Below are 17,372 nucleotides of genomic sequence, written 5' to 3'. Positions count from 1 at the left end.
TCTCAGGGGTCTTGTATGCCGCTCGCCACGTTGATTCATCGCGCCAGTTTGCCCAGCCCGCAGGTGTCTGCGGAGCAAGCGTCAGCGCTGCTCGAAAAGCATTACGGGTTGAGTGGCAGGTTGCAGGCGCTTGGCAGTCAGCAGGATCTTAATTATCGCGTCGACAGTGACCAAGGGCGTTTCGTCCTGAAAATCTGTCGCGGTGACTATGCGGTGCAGGAGCTGCAAGCCCAGCACGCGGGGCTCAAACACCTTGCCGATCACCCCGATGTGCAGGTGCCTCGGGTGATACTCGCCAAGAACGGCGCTGATCTGCTGTCGCTGGAAGTGGATGGGCAGATGGTGCATGTGCGATTGCTCGATTACATCGAAGGCCAGCCGCTGACTCACCTGGGTCATCTGCCCGGTTCTGTGGTGGCGGGTTTCGGACGCCTTTGTGGCGAAATGGATCTGGCCCTGGCTGACTTCGATCACCCAGGGCTGGCGCGTACGTTGCAATGGGACGCCCGTCACGCCAACGCGTTGATCGCGCATTTGCTGCCGGTTATCAAGGATGACCAGCAGCGCCAGCAGATCGCCGAAGTGGCCGAACGTGCCGAGCGCCATTTGCTGCCGTTGGTGGATCAGCTGCCTGTGCAGGCGATTCATATGGACATCACCGATGACAACGTAGTCTGGCAGCGTGATGCGCAACGCGTATGGCAACTGCAGGGCGTGATCGATTTCGGCGACCTGATTAGTACCTGGCGCATCACTGATCTTTCGGTGACCTGCGCGGCGTTGCTGCACCACGCCGAGGGCGATCCCTTTTGTATCTTGCCGGCGGTCCAGGCGTACCACGCGGTCAATCCGTTACAGCCAGCGGAGCTGCTGGCGCTGTGGCCGTTGATCGTTGCGCGTTCAGCGGTGCTGGTGCTCAGTGGTGAACAGCAGGTCAGCGTCGATCCGGGCAATGACTACAGTCGCGATAACCTCACCCATGAGTGGGAGATCTTCCGCGTTGCGACGTCGGTGCCGTTGGCGTTGATGGAAGCGGCGATCCTGAGTTCTGTGGGCCAGAGCCTGACGAGCATTGGCAGTGAGGGTTTTGCGCCGCTGCTGCCAAGCCTGGTCGGGCGAGAGTTTGCCTTGATCGACCTGGGGGTGCTCAGTCCGCATTTCGAGGCCGGTAACTGGGAGCAAGAGGGGATCGATCAGCGTCTGCTGGACGAAGCGTCAGCGGCGCATGGTCTGGCGGCCAGTCGTTACGGGCAGTATCGCCTGTCCCGCACTCAGCCGGACATTCCGTCCGAACCCGAGACCTGTCCCTTGCACGTGGAGTTGCGGGTACCCCACGGCACGGCGGTCGAATCGCCATTTGCCGGCATGGTCCATCAACGGTCGGCGGGCGTTCTGCAACTCGACGGCCCGCAACTGAGCCTGCGGCTGTGGGGCGTGACGCCATCGCTGCACACGGGTGCGGCACTGGTGAAAGGCCAGGTGCTGGGTGCGGTCAGCGGCCCGTTAGTGGTGCAGCTGTGCCGAGGTGCTTCGCTGGATGCGCCGCTGTTTTGCACGCCGTCCCGAGCGGCCGCCTGGCAAGCGTTGTGCCCATCCCCGGCAACGTTGTTGGGGCTGGCCTGCGATGCGGAGCAGGAGCTGGATTCGCAAGCATTGCTGGCGCGTCGCGAGGCCAGTTTCGCCCGTACCCAAAAACACTATTACGTCGACCCGCCGCGCATCGAACGTGGCTGGCGCAATCACCTGATCGACATGCAGGGTCGTTCCTATCTCGACATGCTCAACAACGTCGCGGTGCTGGGCCACGGACATCCGCGCATGGCAGCGGTTGCCAGTCGCCAGTGGTCGCTGCTCAACACCAACTCACGCTTCAACTACGCCGCGGTTGCCGAGTTTTCCGAGCGGCTGCTGAAGCTGTCGCCGGACTCCATGGACCGCGTGTTTCTGGTCAACAGCGGCAGCGAGGCCAACGACCTGGCGATTCGTCTGGCGTGGGCTTATAGCGGCGGGCGCGACATGGTCAGCGTGCTGGAGGCCTATCACGGCTGGACGGTGGGCGCCGATGCGGTGTCGACCTCGATTGCCGACAATCCCCAGGCCTTGAGCAGCCGTCCCGATTGGGTGCACCCGGTGACCGCGCCGAACATCTATCGCGGCGAGTTTCGTGGCCAGGACAGTGGGCCGGATTACGTGCGTAGCGTCGAACACAACCTGGCGAAAATCGCCGAGCAGAAACGCCAGCTCGCCGGGTTTATTTGCGAACCGGTGTACGGCAATGCGGGCGGGATCTCGTTGCCGCCGGGCTATCTGAAGCAGGTCTACGCACTGGTTCGCGCCCAGGGCGGGGTGTGCATCGCCGATGAAGTGCAGGTCGGCTATGGCCGCATGGGCCGTTTCTTTTGGGGATTTGAGGAGCAGGGCGTGGTGCCGGACATCATCACCATGGCCAAGGGCATGGGCAATGGTCAGCCACTGGGTGCGGTCATCACTCGCCGGGAAATCGCCGAAGCGCTCGAGGCCGAGGGTTATTTCTTCTCGTCGGCTGGCGGCAGTCCGGTAAGTTGCCAGATCGGCATGGCAGTACTCGATGTGATGGAAGAGGAAAAACTCTGGGAGAACGCTCAGGTCGTGGGCGGGTATTTCAAACAGCGGCTTGAAGCGTTGATCGATATTCATCCGCTTGTGGGCGCGGTGCATGGCTCCGGTTTCTATTTGGGCGTGGAGCTGATCCGCAACCGCGAGACCCTGGAGCCAGCGACGCAGGAGACCACCGCCTTGTGTGATCGCCTGCGTGAACTGGGCATTTTCATGCAGCCGACGGGCGATGACCTGAACATCCTCAAAATCAAACCGCCGATGGTGACGTCGCGTCGGAGTGTGGATTTCTTTGTGGAGATGCTCTCCAAAGTCCTCAGCGAAGGCCTGTAAACGGCACAGCCAGACCCTTGTAGGAGCTGCCAAGTGAAACGAGGCTGCGATCTTTTGATGTTGTTTTTAAAAATCAAAAGATCGCAGCCTCGTTTCACTTGGCAGCTCCTACAGAGGCACTCTAATACCGATTGTTATCTGGTTTTAATGCTGAAATTTGTCTTATTGTGTGAATAATTGCTTTTATAGCCGATATTTATCGGCTATAAAGTCGCCACTGCCTCGGCGTGGTCGACTTCGCCTGGGCTTTTTCCTTTCTGTCCCAGGAGATGATTCATGAGTCGTATCGTTACCGTCGCCGCTACCCAGATGGCTTGTTCCTGGGACCTTGAAGCCAACATCGAGACCGCCGAGAAGCTGGTCCGTGAGGCTGCGGCCAAAGGCGCGCAAATCATCCTGATTCAGGAACTGTTCGAAGCCCCGTACTTCTGCCAGAAACCCAACCCGGACTACCTGCAACTGGCTACGACGGTCGAAGACAACGTCGCCATCAAGCACTTCCAGAAAGTCGCCAAAGAGCTGCAAGTGGTGTTGCCCATCAGCTTCTACGAATTGGGCGGCCGCGCGCGTTTCAACAGCATCGCGATCATCGATGCCGACGGCAGCAACCTCGGGATTTATCGTAAAAGCCACATCCCGGACGGCCCTGGCTATCACGAGAAGTACTACTTCAACCCGGGCGATACCGGTTTCAAAGTCTGGAATACCCGCTACGCAAAAATCGGCGTGGGCATCTGCTGGGATCAGTGGTTCCCCGAATGCGCCCGCAGCATGGCGTTGCAAGGCGCAGAGATTCTGTTCTACCCGACCGCCATCGGCAGCGAACCACACGACAAGAGCATCTCGTCCCGCGATCACTGGCAACGTGTGCAGCAAGGCCATGCCGGCGCCAACCTGATGCCGCTGATCGCCAGCAACCGCATCGGCAACGAAGAGCAGGACGGCTACGACATCACGTTTTATGGCTCGTCGTTCATTGCCAACCAGTTCGGCGAGAAGGTTCAGGAACTCAACGAAACCGAAGAGGGTGTACTGGTGCAACGTTTCGATCTCGATCAGCTGGAACACATTCGCAGTGCCTGGGGCTCCTTCCGTGACCGCCGCCCGAACCTGTATGGTGCTATCAAAACCCTCGACGGTTCTCTGGAGTCCTGATCGTCATGACCACTTTAAACAGCACGCCCCGCGCCGATGGCTTCCACATGCCAGCCGAATGGGCGCCACAAACCCAAACCTGGATGATCTGGCCGGAGCGTCCTGATAACTGGCGCCTGGGCGGCAAACCGGCGCAAGCCGCGCACGTCGCAGTGGCCAAAGCCATCGCCCGTTTCGAACCAGTGACCGTAGCGGTGTCCGCCGGCCAATACGAAAACGCCCGTGCCCGCCTCGACGTGCCCAATATTCGCGTCGTCGAGATGTCCAGCGACGATGCCTGGGTGCGGGACACCGGCCCGACGTTTGTCATCAATAACAACGGCGAAGTCCGCGGCGTGAACTGGGATTTCAACGCGTGGGGCGGTTTCGACGGCGGGCTGTATTCGCCGTGGAACCGCGACTCTCAGGTCGGCGGCAAGATCCTCGAGATCGAGCGCAGCCCGCGCTATCGCACCGAGGGCTTTGTGCTCGAAGGCGGTTCGATCCACGTGGATGGCGAAGGCACGCTGATCACCACTGAAGAATGCCTGCTCAACCGCAATCGCAATCCTCACCTGGACCGCGCAGCCATCGAAGAGGTGTTAAGCGCCAATCTGGCTGTGGATAAAATCATCTGGTTGCCGGACGGTTTGTTCAACGACGAAACCGATGGGCATGTGGATAACTTCTGCTGCTACGTGCGTCCGGGTGAAGTGCTGTTGGCCTGGACCGATGATCCGCAAGACCCGAATTACCCGCGCTGCCAGGCGGCGATGAAAGTGCTGGAAAGCAGCACCGATGCCAAAGGTCGCCCGTTCACAGTGCACAAAATGCCGATCCCGGGTCCGTTGTATGCGACCGAGGAAGAATGCGCGGGTGTGGATCCGGTGGACGGTACACAGGAGCGAAATCCTACGGTTCGCCTGGCCGGTTCCTACGTGAATTTCCTGATCGTCAATGGCGGCATCATCGCGCCGAGCTTCGACGATCCATTGGATGGTCCGGCCAAGGAAATCTTGCAGAACCTGTTCCCGCAACATGAAGTGGTCATGGTGCCGGGTCGTGAACTGTTACTGGGCGGCGGCAACATTCACTGCCTTACCCAACAACAGCCGGCGCCGCACAAAGAGTGAGTGCAGTTGTAACAGGTTGAGTTGGTTCAGAAAAAATTCTGACCCACGGTTTTCCCCTCGTACTTTACGAGAAGCCCGCGATCCATCAGGACCGCGGGCTTTTTTGTATCCGCATATCGACAACCCGGACAGATTGGCACAGCTCTTGTATCGGTCATGGCGTTAAACAGGGAGGGGAGAACTGTGCTGTTCTGTCATAAACCTTGGATAAGTTAGCCGCTCACACACCCAGGAGAGAGCGAGGAAATGAACGCCGAAGTGAATGTAGTGAGCGAGCAGGCGTTGCATCCCCTGGCAGTCAATAACGAATCGCTCCAGATCCTGGCGCACTGGTTGAAATCCAATGGAACGCGTCAGATCAGGGAACCTGATCCGCGCCGGATGATGATCGAGCGCTACCCCGCTGGTTTGTTCAGCGAAGCGGAACTGGAAGCGTTGTGGGATGTGATGGAAGGATAAGAAGTAAAACAACGGATTGATAAAGCGCTGCCGGGATGGCGGCGCTTTTTTTTCGCCCGCATTTTAATGAAGAGACCCCAACCCTGTAGCAGCTGCCGAAGGCTGCGTTCGACTGCGAAGCAGTCGCGAAATCAGGCAGCTCGGTGTGTGTGAATTTACGACTGCTTCGCAGTCGAACGCAGCCTTCGGCAGCTGCTACAAGTTTGTGTGTGTTGTTTAGAAGCTGTACGTCCCGGTCACTACCAGGCTGCGCGGTGCTCCCGGTTGAATCTGGAACTGGCTGGTGGCCGATTCGTAATAGCCTTTGTCCGTGATGTTGTTCAGCGCTGCACGCAAATCCCAGTCCTTCTGGCGGAACCCGGCCAACGCATCCCAGCGGCCATAACCTGGCAATACCACGGTGTTGAGGTTGTCGGCGTAACGATCGCCCACCAACGTCAGGCCCGTTTCCGCATACCAGCCCATCTCCGGTTTCCAGGTCAGGAACAGACTGCCGTTGTGCTTGGCCACATCACTGATGCGCTTGCCCTCAAAGCCGTTGTTGTCTTCCTCGACCGTTGCATCCTGTAGACCCACGCCCCCGCGCACATACCAGTTACCCACGATCTTGCCGGTACCGGTCAACTCGATCCCGCGGGAGCGTTGCTTGCCGGTCAGCAGGGTGATGGTCGGGTCCAGTGGATCGCTGGTGCGCCGGTTGTAGAGTTCCAGTTCGTAGATCGTCAAGGTGGTGCTCAGGCGGTCGTCGAGCCAATCGCTTTTCACGCCGATTTCTTTCTGCCTGGTCAGCTCCGGGCTCAGGTCGTTGCTGTTCCCGGCGGCCCCAGGCGTGATCCCGATCAAGCCACCGCCGACAGGCGAAAAGGTCTTGGTCCAGGAGGCGTAGAAGGAGTGATTCTGCAACGGTGTCCAGACCACGCCGACACGGGGGCTGGTGCTGTGGCTGTCACGGTCTTCGGAAATATTGCGTATCTGGTTGGTCGACTCGATGTCGAAGGTGTCGTAGCGCAGACCGGCCAGGACTTGCCATTGATCGTTCAGGCGCAGTTGATCCTGAACATAGACCGCGCGGCTTTCCACTTCCGTGTGGTTGTTGCTCGACACCTGCATGCGTCCGGTGTGGCGCAAATCCCGATTGGGGTTGTACAAATCCACAGACGGCACCGGTGAGCTGCCTGGACCCGAAGTGGCGGCGTTATACAGCGTCGGGTCGCGGCGCTGGCTGCCGATTTCGATACCGGTCAGCAGGCGATGCTCCAGGCCGAAGGTGTCGAAACCACCTTCCATCTCGACGTTGTTGAAGACGTTGCGAGTGGTCAGGTCCTGCTGCCAGTGCTGGCGCAGAACCTGGTTGGTCGTCGGGTTGAATCCGGTCTGGTAGGTGTTATCGAAATCACTGTTGAGCTTGAACACGCCCAAGGTGTGGCGCAGTTGCCAGTTATCGCTGAGTTCATAGCTGAGTTTCGAACGCAGTGATTGCGACTTGTCGTCGATGAAATCGTGATCGTTGCCGTAGGTCGTGTCACGCCCCACATCCGTCGGGCGCCCGTTCACACCGGGAATACCGCGATCCGGGGTGCGGTTGTAGCGGCTGTATTCGTACTGCACCAGCCAGTTCAGGTCCGGCGAGAGCTGCCAGCTCATCGACGGCGCGAACAACTGTCGGTTGCCGCTGACACCATCGCGGAAGCTGTTTTCATCCATGTTGCCCATGTTCAGGCGCAGGCTGATGTTCTCGCTCGGGTCGGTGCTCAAGTCGGCATACAGGCTGCGCAAATCTTCGCTACCGCCCTGGGCTTCAATGGTTGAGCGACGACCAGATTCCGGTAGCTTGCTGACGCGGTTGACGATCCCGCCCTGGCTGCCACGGCCATACAAAACGGCTGCGGGGCCCTTGAGGACTTCAATTCGCTCGATGTTGTGCAAGTCGCGCACGTACTGACTGTCGTCACGAATACCGTCGAGATAAAAGTCGTTGCTGGCGTCAAACCCACGGATTCGCAGGCTATCGAAGCGTGTGTCGGCGCCACTGCTGACGTTCGGCATACCGCTGAGTGCCGTGCCCAAATCGTTGGTGCCGTAATCCATTACGTTCGAGGTTTTGACCGAATCAATGGCCTGCGGCACATAGCGAACTGGCGTCGCTGTGCGAGTGGCGGTACTGGTTTCTTTCACGCGCGGATCGTCGGCATCCGCTTCGGCGCTGATCGACGTTGCCGGCAATGTGGTGGGCGCAGCATAGGAAAAACCGGCAGAAAGCACAGCAGAGAGCCCAAAACTGAAGGGCACAAGACGAAATGGGGCAGGCATTTGAAGGGGCGCGTCCGTAGGATTTGTAGGATGTTTCTTGTGAGGGGGTGCGAATGATAATGCTTGCTATTTACTTCCGTTAATTATTCCTGAAAAGTACCTCGCTTTGATTGTTTCTAATCATGTCAAAAACGATACACAGATGATTCCTTAGATTTTTTTCGCCTATTTACAGATGATTCTTGAAATTGACACATTGTTAAGCGCGCGGATAGGATTCGCCCCAACGCCTGTGGCCAACCGCCATGACTCACAAAATAATAAAAGGCCCGCCTCGATTTCTCGTGGGCGGGCCTTTTTATTTTGCGGTGAAAAAAGAGCGCAATAGCGCCATTTCAGCCGTCCGGCACAGCGCGTATCAACCGGTAATAAGGAAAAGAACAAAATGTTGAATAAGCGAATCAGCCTGATCGCTCTGGGGATGTTGAGTGCTACACAGGCCATGGCTAACGACCAGGCCGAATCCAAGGGTTTTGTTGAAGACAGCAGCCTCAAAGTGCTGTTGCGCAACGCCTACATCAATCGTGATTACAAAGACGGCAACCCGGACAAAGCCGAGTGGGGCCAAGCGGCCATCGGTACGTTCTCGTCCGGCTTCACCCAAGGCACCGTCGGTGTGGGTGTGGACGCCTTTGGCCTGTACGCACTGCGTCTGGATGGCGGCAAAGGCCGCAGTGGCGCCGGTGGTATCGATTTCTTCAAGCAAGGTGACAGCGGCAACGCGGCTGATGACCTGTCGAAGGGCGGCGCAGCGGTCAAATTCCGTCTGTCCAGCACTACGCTGACCTACGGCGACCAGATGCCGGCCCTGCCGGTTCTGAACTACGACAACTCCCGCCTGCTGCCAGAAAGCTACACCGGCACCCTGATCACCTCCAAGGAGATCAAAGGCCTGGAGCTGAACGCCGGTCGCTTCACCGCTGAATCGCGCAAAAGCGCTGAAGGCCGTGACAGTGGTGGCTTGAAGTCGATCAATGTATTGGGCGGTAGCTACCAGTTCACCGAACAATTCAAAGCGGCCGTTTACGCGTCCGACGTTGAAGACGTGTTGAAGAAACAGTACCTCAACGCCAACTACGTGTTCCCGATCGATAAAGATCAGTCCCTGACCCTGGACTTCAACGGCTACCGCACCAAGCTGGACGATTCCTACGTCCGCGAAAGCGGCGCCACCGGCGACGACAACAAGATCTGGAGCCTGGCAGCTACCTTCGCCACCGGCCCGCACTCGTTCACCCTCGCTCACCAGCGCAGCACCGGCGACAGCAACCTGGGTTATGCCTACGGCGGCTATCAGAAGGATCAAGGTCGCGTCGGCGATGGCGGCAACACCATCTACCTGGCGAACTCCTACTGGTCCGACTTCAACGCTGAAGACGAACGCAGCTGGCAGCTGGGCTACGGCCTCGATTTCGGCAGCTTCGGCGTGCCTGGCCTGAGCTACAACTTCGCCTACGTGCGTGGCGACAACATCACCACTTCCACCAGCGAAGGCGGTACCGAGCGCGAAATCTTCAACCAGTTCAAATACGTCGTACAAAGCGGCCCGGCCAAAGACCTCAGCGTGAAACTGCGCAGCTCGATCCTGCGTGTTTCGCAGAAATCGAGTGAGTACAACGTCAGCGGTAACGAAGTGCGTGTGTTCGTGGATTACCCGATCAACATCTTCTGATGCTGATTTGAGTTTTTCAGCTTGAAGAAAACCCCGACTGGTTCGGGGTTTTTTGTTTCAGGGCGCTCCATTGTCGTTTGAATATGTCATGTCGCCGAAATCGCATTTCGAGAACATGTGTTGTGAACATGTCGTCCGCAACGACACGTCGATGGAACGCACGCCTGATGTCGAGGGCTTTGTTATAAAAACGCATCTTGAAAACTATTCCTGGCGCTCTTGCGCCTGGATCATCATGACGGGCTTTTCATACCGGGCAATGTAGCCCTTTAGTTGTTCCAGCCGCTGATCAAGCGCAAGCAGCAGTCGGCTACGTGTCGTCAACACCTCGTTCTTGTTGAAGAACCCGGGCTCAACCGTATAAAGGTTGAACATCTGGTTGATCTGCGCCGGGGAAAAGATGATGTGGTACTGGTCGGCGTTGTGGTTGTAGAGCGAGACCATTTGCCCGGTATCGTTATCAGCCGGCCGCATGAAGAGCATTGAAATCATCTGGCCTTCGCGGATGCGAACGTTCTTGTCGGCGAACTGAAAGCAGGACTCTTTACCGTCTTGCAGCCTGACCCAGAACTCGTGTTCTTCGACATTACGGCTACTGACGTAAGACGACGATGAACCGCCGCCCACATAACCGCTGCCATTGCTGATGTACCCGCCACCAGAACTATGAGAGTGACCGGCATGCAAGTGCACCTGGTTACGCTTCTGGCTGTCCAGTACTTCACCAGTGATGATGAAAAAGTTGAATTGACGCCCGTAATGGTTGAAGGGTTCATCGATGAACAGTTCATCCTCGGGAGACAGGCTGATGTCATACATCGTGCGGATCATTTCATCACGTGCGGCTTTATCGTTCTTTGCTTGCACCTGAAGTTCGGCCCGACGGATCTTTGCGTCTTCGATCGCCTTCAGGGCTTGAGCCTTAACGATCGGCGTTTTTTCCTGAGCGTAGGCAGCGGCTTTCTCGCCAGCCTCTTTCAACACCGGCGCGGCCTTCTGACCGGCTTCAATCGCCAGGTCCTTGGCTTTGTTCAGGGCCTGTGCGGCCTTGGAGGCCAGTTCAGGGTTGGCATCTATGGCTTTTTGCTTAAGGTCGCCCCAGAGACTCATGTTCGCTCCTTATTACTCACCCATGAAAAGGCCGCCCTCGGGCGGCCCATCAATCACTCGACTGCGATGGTCAACTCAGGGTTGCCGAACCCCTTGAGTTGCGCGTTCGACTTCTCAAAATAGAGACGCCAGAAACCTTCCAGGTTCTGGATCATCTTGCCGCTGCGGTAGCCGTTCTTGATTTGGGTCGGCACGAATGCCGCCCCGTGAACGTAGACCCGAGCGCCGGAGAAATCGGCCAGCAGGTTCTGCTTTTCGACCTTGGCCAGTTCGACGCCAGGGTTGATTTCACGTATGCCGTTGTTGGTGTAGAAGCTGCCGAAATCGCTGTATTCCAGCATGTCGGACATCAGCAAAATGACCTGCTCGTTGACACCTTCAGCGGTCTTGATGTCATCACCGATCGACTTCAGGCTGAACAGGATTTCACTGCGGGGAATGTCCGAACTCGATTTACCCATCGCACTTGAAAAGGCTTTTCCGAACCGCTGAAACAGTGCCGCGGACTGGCCTCTCAAGCACCCGTCGAACTTACGGCTGGCCATCATCGGCACATCGCCCAGGACCGCAGGGTCGATGGGTTTCTCAAGTTCGCCAGCGAATTGCAGGCGCGTGTAGTGGCCTTCCAGATAAGCGCTGAAAGAGTACAGGCGCAGCTTGTCACCCGGTTGCATGAAGCGCTTGATGTGGCCCCAGGCGGTCTTTTGCAGGTCGGGGGTCAAGGGTGTTGTCTGGTCCACGACGACGGTCAGCATGCGGCCGGAGGGCGCGCTGCGAAACGCTTCGATCTTGGCTTGGGCGTAGCAGCTCGGCACGTCGTTGCGCTCCGCTGCCATGAGGGCAGCGGGGGCAAATGCCAGAGCCAGGATCAGGCTCTTGAACTTCATCAGGCCTCCGACTTATCGAGCAGCTGGAGTTTGCGGGCACGGCGGATGATCGCAGCGTCCACGCCTTTTTTGCCGGCAACGTAGTCGATGTCGTCCTCTTCGTATCCGGTCAGATCACCGAAGGCGTTGTGATCGAAGGCGGCCGCCTGGGTCGGGGCGACGATTGGTGCTGGTGCTGGAGCTGGAGCTGGAGCTGGCGCCGGCACTGGAGCCGGAGCTGGCTCAACGGCAACGGCCACTTCGATGACGGATGCTTCGACCCGTGTCACGACGGGTGTTGGTGCTGGTGCAGCCGTCGGTTTGGTGTGGAAGATGCTCAGGCTGGCGAACTGCGTTTTGAAATCGGCCAGCGTAGGGTCGTTGGTGTCGATTTGATTAAAGCGCGGGGTGGCGACCGAGATCAGTTCGTTGATCTTGGCGTTGTCGCCCGCTTCAATGGCGGCAGACAGGTCGGCCATGAGTTTCTTGAAGTAAGTCTCGATGACGTCGCGGCTCTTTTTGCCCCTGGCCTTGTTGTCTTCCTGAGCGATGTACGATTCGAAGGTTCGGTTCAGCAAATCCGAACGCAACGCATCCAGATCATTGCCGCCAACCCGGAATACTTTCATCTGCAAACCTTGAAGCATGCCCAAGGACGCTTGTGCATCGTTGGCCACATCGCGCGCCTTGCTGGCGTGGTAGCGCATGAAGTCGTCGGCGCTGGAGAACTTGTGTGTCCGTTCCCAGGCTTTGCGTGAATGTGTGCCGGCAAAACCGAAGATGAACGCCAGGTAGGTCGAGCTCGCCTGGATGAAGATAAACAGGCCGCTCAATACAGCGAAGGTCACGAGGGATGCGCGGTGCAACGCATCGATCTGATCCTGGGCCGATTTGCCGGCAGCACTGTCGGACAGGGCTTGCATGTCATCGGGAATCGGTACGCCGTCCGCTGCCGGGAAGTCGTCAGCCGACTGGACCTGCGCAGGCGGGTTGGCGATCAGATCAGACTCTTGGGCGTTGAGTGTTTCGGTCCGGACCCAGAACGCAGCGACTGCCAAACCAACGATGAAAATGCCATAGCCAATCAGCATGGTGTAACGCTTGGCCGGCATGTCGCCGTTTTTATTCACTTTCATGCGGTTCAGCAACTGCTGATAAGGCGCATCACCGTCATCGTCATTGGTGTTGTCGATGGTGATGATGTGAGTGCTGATCATGTCGCCGCCCGAACCATTACGGCGCAGGTTTTCGTACGACATGATGTTATCGACCATGTGGTTCTTGTAGAGCGCGCGCCCGGCGAATTCGGACAGGAACAAACCAATAATCGAGATCACCAGACCGATCGCGAAAGCACCCGCCAATGCGGTGTTCGGAGTGGCCAGCGTCAGGGCGAACGGTGCCAGTGCGAAACCGAACGCCGTGGCCTCGATCAGCATCAACACAATAATCAGTGCCCAAAGGCCCAGGCCTTTTTCCCGGCGATCCGCTTCCTGGACCTTGCCGAGGTAATTCTGACAGCGCCGGAAGTTGGCTTCCGAAGGCTGGTGGTCCCGGTAGTACTTGTCGTAGAACGAGCACAACTCACGTTCGGACGAAAGAAAACCGATAGGCCGGGTGTTGTTTTCGCTTGGCTTTTCTTTCTCGCCAGGATGCTTGACCCAGTGTCTGATTCGGCCAAACACCGGCAGTCGAATACGGACCTTCATCAACCAGTATTTAAAGGACGACCAGTAAACAATCACCGGGATTGAAAGCAGGACGGTAAAGACCACCGGGATGATCACGTACCAGTACGCCGTGAAAAACGAGCGGAAAATTTCGAGCATTGTGTGTACCTCTAGGCTTAACGGCGCTTGGGTGTGAACTGAGCGACGTAAGCGTCACCCTGTTTCGGGTAATAAATTTCGCCTGCGACGGCGCTACCAGCGCGCTTGTCGAAAACGATGTCCATGCACGTCACCGGCGACTTGTTCTGGTCGACAGCAAACACGCGGTACAGGATCTGGGTCTCACCTTCGTAAGTGTTAGCGACAGAGGCGAAGGCCTGGCTTTGCTTCTTCTGCGGTGTGGCGTAGTCGGTGATGAACTGCATTTTTGGCGCTTGAGCGACTTTGGCGTCATCACGCAACACAGCGATCGGGCCGACGGTGACGGAGTGCCCGTTAACCGCAGTGGCCCACGGCTTGCCGGTCAGGCCTGGAAAGAACTCGTTGGTGGCGAACTCGTTCAGCGGCTTGTCATCGGCCAGGCTCTTCACTTGGCCCTCGATGCGGGGCAGATCAGCAACACACGAGCTCAACGGCGCAGCAGCGTTAGCCGTACCGATCAGCGCGAACGGTGAGCTTTTCGGAGTAATCCCCATCGCCAGAACCGAGCGCGTGGTGGTCACAGCACTGCCGCCGAAGTCGACACCACCTTTGCCGTCCAGTGGAACAGCGGGCGATGTAATGGACGCAGGTGTTTTTGTTTCAGGGGCCTGAGCAACCGGTTCCTGTGCGTCTACCGCAGGTTTCTTGCTGGCGACGATCACAGGCTTCTTGGTCGCTGGCGCTTTAGCCACCGCAGGTTTGACTGAGGTCACCGGGGCTGTGCCGTGAGCCAGGTACTTGGCGTTGCTGCGCTCACTGCGGACGCGCTCGACCAGCAGTTTTTCGTTGTCGACTTCGACAAACTCGACACGACGGTTCTCGGTACGACCTTGTTCCGTGGCGTTGCTGGCAAGCGGGCGGGACGCACCGGCGCCCTGGTAATAGATGTCCTGACGAGCGATGCCCGCATCGGCCAGGATCTGGCCCACTGCACGAGCGCGTTGCTCGGAGAGTTTCTGGTTGAATTCAGCAGCACCTGTCGCGTCGGTATGCCCAACTACCAGGATTTTCTTCAGCGCCTTAGGCGTTTGTGGCGCTGAGCCTGGTTGCTTGTCGGCTAACGTGGCAGCCAGGCGAGTCAGTTTCCGACGACCATCGGGTGTCAGCTCGGCCGACCCCACGGCAAACATTTCGGAAGACTGCACCTGCGCTTCGACACCAACGGCTTGCATGCTTGGCGCGGCAGTAGGCGTGGCGGCGACGTTGGCATTCAGCTCGTTGACCTGCATCACCAGGCCTTCTTCTTTAGCCACTGCCTGCAGCTTCTGCACGCGATCGCGGTACAGCAGCGCAACGCCACAACCCGCACCCGCGCCGATCAACGCGCCTTTGGCATAGGCGTTGGCGTCACCTTTGCTCAAGGCAGCAACGGCCACACCCAACACGGCACCGACAGCGCCACCGGCCACACAGGCACTCGTCCCCGAGGACTGACCCATGTAATTATCGACGTGCGCGCAACCACTAAGGCCAACAGCAATCGCAACGGCGAGCGCAGTGGGTCTCAAGACACGATTCAAAAGCATCTGGCAACTTCCATGGAATTACAGGCAAGCAGAAGCCCGAGCGGTGTGCGATTAGCACGGCTCCAGGCGCAGGAATGAGATTTTTTGCGAGGCGAAAGCCCATGTCGGGAATATCCATATAAGTACAGGCATGACGCCGTGACACATCCGTGTCTTTTGGTGTCGCTCAGCGTGCGACGTATCGGGTGAAGCGGGAAAGCCTTTGGGGTGGGGCGAAGCTTCCTTGGGCATGATACTTCGGAATTGAGTGGTGATGGCACTGTGATATGCAGAAAAGCGGTGGAACTGTTCTGTGAATGCGGGTGGGGGGATGCGGTTCCGAATGCTGGAGGGGCAAGCGTGGGGTCGAAACTGTGAAGCCCTCGTCGTTTTGCGAGGGCTTCGTTTTTGTAGGGTTGAAAAGAGAGCTGTCGCTTTTGTTTGCGGCGTTTTAATCAATAGGGTCGAGTTGGTCGAGCGCCCGATTCACTGAGAGTTCTGCAACCATCAGGATCTGGTGAACACCCAGCAGAGAGTTGCGACTTGTCCCGGTCTCACGGTCTGCAACATCCATGGTGATGACGCTGGCGGATGCCAGTGACTCGCTCACGCAGCCCAAAAGGGTTTGGACGTCGATATCCGGGTTGACGATTAACATCGTGGAAGGTGTGCGCGGTGTGGCTTTGATATTGGCGACGCAGGAGTGTCGTTCATTGCAATTGCAGTAAGGGGCTTGTTCGAGCGTTTCAGATTTGGGGTTTTCGGGCTCGGAGGCGTTGCTGTTATTCGGGGGATCAGGTGTCAGCTTGCGCATTTCAAAGTTCCATAAAGGGTGCCATGCCTTTTCTTCCGCTAAGAGAAAAGGGTGGCAGCTGCACGCAGGTTAGCGGACCGGGGAACTTCGCAAAGCCGGTGCGCCCGAAGGCGCCCTGCGTACAGCCACCATCAAACCGCAGGTATGTGGAACACCTTTGGGATGGATGCACGTGCAAGCGAAATACCGCGAGCCGCTAAGCCCGACCACTGATGAGCAGCGGCAGGTCAACGATAGAACTCGGGGTATAGCCGCACAAGCCGGCGGATTCTGGAGTAACCGTAAGCAATGCCGCAAGGTTTTGTAGCTTTCTGGAAGTGACGGGGGGCGGGATTAAACAAACTGCGCTAATCGCGCGGTAGATATGTCATTTGAGAAACTCGGCGAACATTTCTGACAACTAATAAAGAAACTTCCTACGTTTTTTGATTTTCCAGATTATGGATTGAGTGTCGCGTTTTAATCTCTGCGTAAGCGTTCCGGGAACACACCTTCCGAAGCCGCTCCTATAGCACTCGCGTTACTCGTGACTATCCAGAACAAATGTATTGCCCCCAACTCTCTGTTTCCCCACAAACAGGTTGTGTACGTTGGATGCACTGCAACCCCATGAGGACGCCCCCATGCTCAATCGTTTGATATTGCCTTTTGCTTTGCTCTTCACCGTCAGTGCTGCCCAGGCCGCGGATGCCGAAAAGTGGTACCCGTCGAAATACGGAGCCAATGATGAAATCGGCGCGCTTAACCTGCTGAACGCCGACTCGGTGCTTAACGCCGCCAAATTGATCAAGACCGGCAAGACTTATCCGCTGGCCGTACCCATTGACAAGACTCTCCCTGCCTTCCGCCATCGTAGTTTCAACCTGACTAACGTCCAGCCGGGCGAGGCGGGCGGCACGACAATGGGCCCGAACAAATTCACCTTCAATGATGAACTGGTGGTGGGCTGGACAGGCGTTGGCACCCAGCTCAACGGCATCGGCCATATAGGCATCGACTACGTCTATTACAACGGCAATCGCGCCGCCGATTTCGTGACCGTAGAAGGCGTGACAAAACTCGGCATCGAGAAGGTCCCGCCCATCGTTACACGTGGCGTGGTGCTGGATATGACCGCCGTGTACGGCACGCCAATCGTGCCGGAGAAAACCGAATTCACCGTTGCCGACATCCAGAAAGCGCTCGACCTGCAAGGCATTACCATCCAGAAGGGCGATGTGGTGTTGTTCAACACCGGCTGGCTGGAACTGCTGGGCAAGGACAACAAAAAATTCCTCGCCGTAGAGCCGGGCATCGGCATGGCAGCCGCCAAATGGCTGGTGGATAAGCAGATCGTCGCGTTCGGTGGTGACACTTGGGCCTCAGAAATCTACCCGGCCAAAGACGGCCAGGAATTCCCGGTCAACCAGTACATGCTGGCCAAGAACGGCATCTACAACCTGGAACTCATCGACAGCCGCGCGCTGGTGAAAGACAAGGTTTGGGAGTTCATGTTTGTCCTCGGCCAGCCACTGTACAAGGGTTCGACCCAGGTCAACATTAACCCGGTCGCCATTCACTGACAGACCGT

The 17,372-nt window shown here is 57.6% G+C and carries 12 protein-coding genes; 6 read left to right on the top strand and 6 right to left on the bottom strand.

The genetic code is table 11. From position 1 onward, the window contains the following. Nucleotides 1-15 precede the first annotated feature (15 nt). The 4 genes from H7698_RS14180 (at nucleotide 16) to H7698_RS14165 (ending at nucleotide 5,654) form a co-directional block, all read left to right on the top strand. The gene (locus tag H7698_RS14180) at nucleotides 16-2,928 is read left to right on the top strand and encodes an aminotransferase (protein ID WP_194691779.1); all 2,913 of its coding nucleotides are present in this window, start codon (nucleotides 16-18) and stop codon (nucleotides 2,926-2,928) included. Nucleotides 2,929-3,204: 276 nt separating this feature from the next. Next, nucleotides 3,205-4,083, top strand: a complete 879-nt coding sequence (aguB, locus tag H7698_RS14175) for an N-carbamoylputrescine amidase (protein WP_194691778.1) — start codon at nucleotides 3,205-3,207, stop codon at nucleotides 4,081-4,083. A 5-nt stretch (nucleotides 4,084-4,088) separates the two neighbouring features. Beyond that, complete coding sequence (gene aguA / locus H7698_RS14170) at nucleotides 4,089-5,195, top strand: agmatine deiminase (protein ID WP_162437007.1); 1,107 nt, start codon at nucleotides 4,089-4,091, stop codon at nucleotides 5,193-5,195. Nucleotides 5,196-5,441: 246 nt separating this feature from the next. Continuing rightward, on the top strand, nucleotides 5,442-5,654 hold the full coding sequence (locus H7698_RS14165) for a hypothetical protein (RefSeq protein ID WP_162437006.1): 213 nt from the start codon (nucleotides 5,442-5,444) through the stop codon (nucleotides 5,652-5,654). 216 nt (nucleotides 5,655-5,870) lie between these two features. Here the strand turns inward: H7698_RS14165 and H7698_RS14160 are convergent, their stop codons facing one another. Beyond that, complete coding sequence (locus H7698_RS14160; protein WP_194691777.1) at nucleotides 5,871-7,964, bottom strand: TonB-dependent receptor; 2,094 nt, start codon at nucleotides 7,962-7,964, stop codon at nucleotides 5,871-5,873. A gap of 385 nt (nucleotides 7,965-8,349) precedes the next feature. On the opposite strand from H7698_RS14160, the gene H7698_RS14155 reads away from it, so the two are divergent. Further along, the gene (locus H7698_RS14155) at nucleotides 8,350-9,636 is read left to right on the top strand and encodes an OprD family porin (protein WP_162437004.1); all 1,287 of its coding nucleotides are present in this window, start codon (nucleotides 8,350-8,352) and stop codon (nucleotides 9,634-9,636) included. Nucleotides 9,637-9,840: 204 nt separating this feature from the next. Here the strand turns inward: H7698_RS14155 and H7698_RS14150 are convergent, their stop codons facing one another. The 5 genes from H7698_RS14150 to H7698_RS14130 all read right to left on the bottom strand — a co-directional run bounded on the left by H7698_RS14150 (nucleotide 9,841) and on the right by H7698_RS14130 (nucleotide 15,802). Next, nucleotides 9,841-10,746: a hypothetical protein gene (locus H7698_RS14150; protein WP_194691776.1), complete on the bottom strand. Its 906-nt coding sequence runs from the start codon at nucleotides 10,744-10,746 to the stop codon at nucleotides 9,841-9,843. Nucleotides 10,747-10,799: 53 nt separating this feature from the next. Next, nucleotides 10,800-11,633, bottom strand: coding sequence for a hypothetical protein (locus H7698_RS14145; RefSeq protein WP_235992842.1), 834 nt, complete (start codon nucleotides 11,631-11,633; stop codon nucleotides 10,800-10,802). Continuing rightward, complete coding sequence (locus H7698_RS14140; protein ID WP_194691775.1) at nucleotides 11,633-13,441, bottom strand: hypothetical protein; 1,809 nt, start codon at nucleotides 13,439-13,441, stop codon at nucleotides 11,633-11,635. The genes H7698_RS14145 and H7698_RS14140 overlap by 1 nt, the downstream gene beginning before the upstream one ends. Before the next feature lie 17 nt (nucleotides 13,442-13,458). Further along, nucleotides 13,459-14,922, bottom strand: a complete 1,464-nt coding sequence (locus H7698_RS14135) for an OmpA family protein (RefSeq protein WP_194691774.1) — start codon at nucleotides 14,920-14,922, stop codon at nucleotides 13,459-13,461. Between the two features lie 517 nt (nucleotides 14,923-15,439). Beyond that, entirely contained in the window at nucleotides 15,440-15,802 is a 363-nt protein-coding gene (locus H7698_RS14130) for a DUF6124 family protein (RefSeq protein WP_194691773.1), read from the bottom strand. A gap of 623 nt (nucleotides 15,803-16,425) precedes the next feature. Here H7698_RS14130 and H7698_RS14125 point away from each other — a divergent pair. After that, nucleotides 16,426-17,364, top strand: coding sequence for a cyclase family protein (locus tag H7698_RS14125; protein WP_194691772.1), 939 nt, complete (start codon nucleotides 16,426-16,428; stop codon nucleotides 17,362-17,364). Nucleotides 17,365-17,372: the final 8 nt, after the last annotated feature.

The sequence above is a fragment of the Pseudomonas sp. p50(2008) genome (assembly GCF_015351605.1).
GTDB lineage: Bacteria > Pseudomonadota > Gammaproteobacteria > Pseudomonadales > Pseudomonadaceae > Aquipseudomonas.
This window is presented reverse-complemented; position numbering and strand designations above follow the sequence as displayed.